This window comes from Vibrio sp. 1249-1 (genome assembly GCF_033340495.1).
Genome location: NZ_JAWOWJ010000669.1, coordinates 1 through 650 on the forward strand (window position 1 = coordinate 1; position 650 = coordinate 650).

Consider the following 650-nt stretch of genomic DNA (forward strand, 5'->3'; position numbering starts at 1 on the left):
ATCCCATGTTTCGCGTTAACTAGCCCAGAGGCTGGCTCAGACGCAGGCTCAATCCCAGATTACGGCGTCGTTTGTAAAGGAGAATGGGAAGGCAAAGAAGTGTTGGGGATGCGTCTAACGTGGAACAAACGCTACATCACGCTTGCGCCTGTTGCGACGGTACTTGGCCTTGCATTCAAACTGCGTGACCCAGAAGGCCTGCTTGGTGAGAAAGAAGATCTTGGTATCACATGTGCGCTGATCCCAACGGATGTGAAAGGTGTAGAAATCGGCAACCGTCATTTCCCACTGAACGTACCATTCCAGAACGGTCCAACCCGTGGTAAAGACATTTTCGTTCCTATCGATTTCATCATCGGTGGTGAGAAAATGGCAGGGCAAGGCTGGCGCATGCTGGTGGAATGTCTGTCGGTCGGCCGTGGCATCACGCTACCTTCTAACTCGACGGGTGGTATCAAATCGGCTGCGATGGCAACGGGTGCATACTCTCGCATTCGTCGTCAGTTCAAACAACCAATCGGTCACATGGAAGGCGTTGAAGAGCCATTGGCGCGTCTTGGCGGTAATGCATATGTCATGGATGCGGCCAGCAACCTAACTGTTGCAGGTATCGACCTAGGTGAAAAGCCATCGGTTATCTCTGCAATCGT

At 52.2% G+C, this 650-nt stretch carries 1 protein-coding gene; it reads left to right on the forward strand.

Going from position 1 to position 650, the window contains the following annotated elements; translation table 11 throughout:
- A partial coding sequence (locus R7Z50_RS28245) for an acyl-CoA dehydrogenase family protein (RefSeq protein ID WP_318149850.1) occupies window positions 1–650 on the forward strand: 650 nt, incomplete at both ends.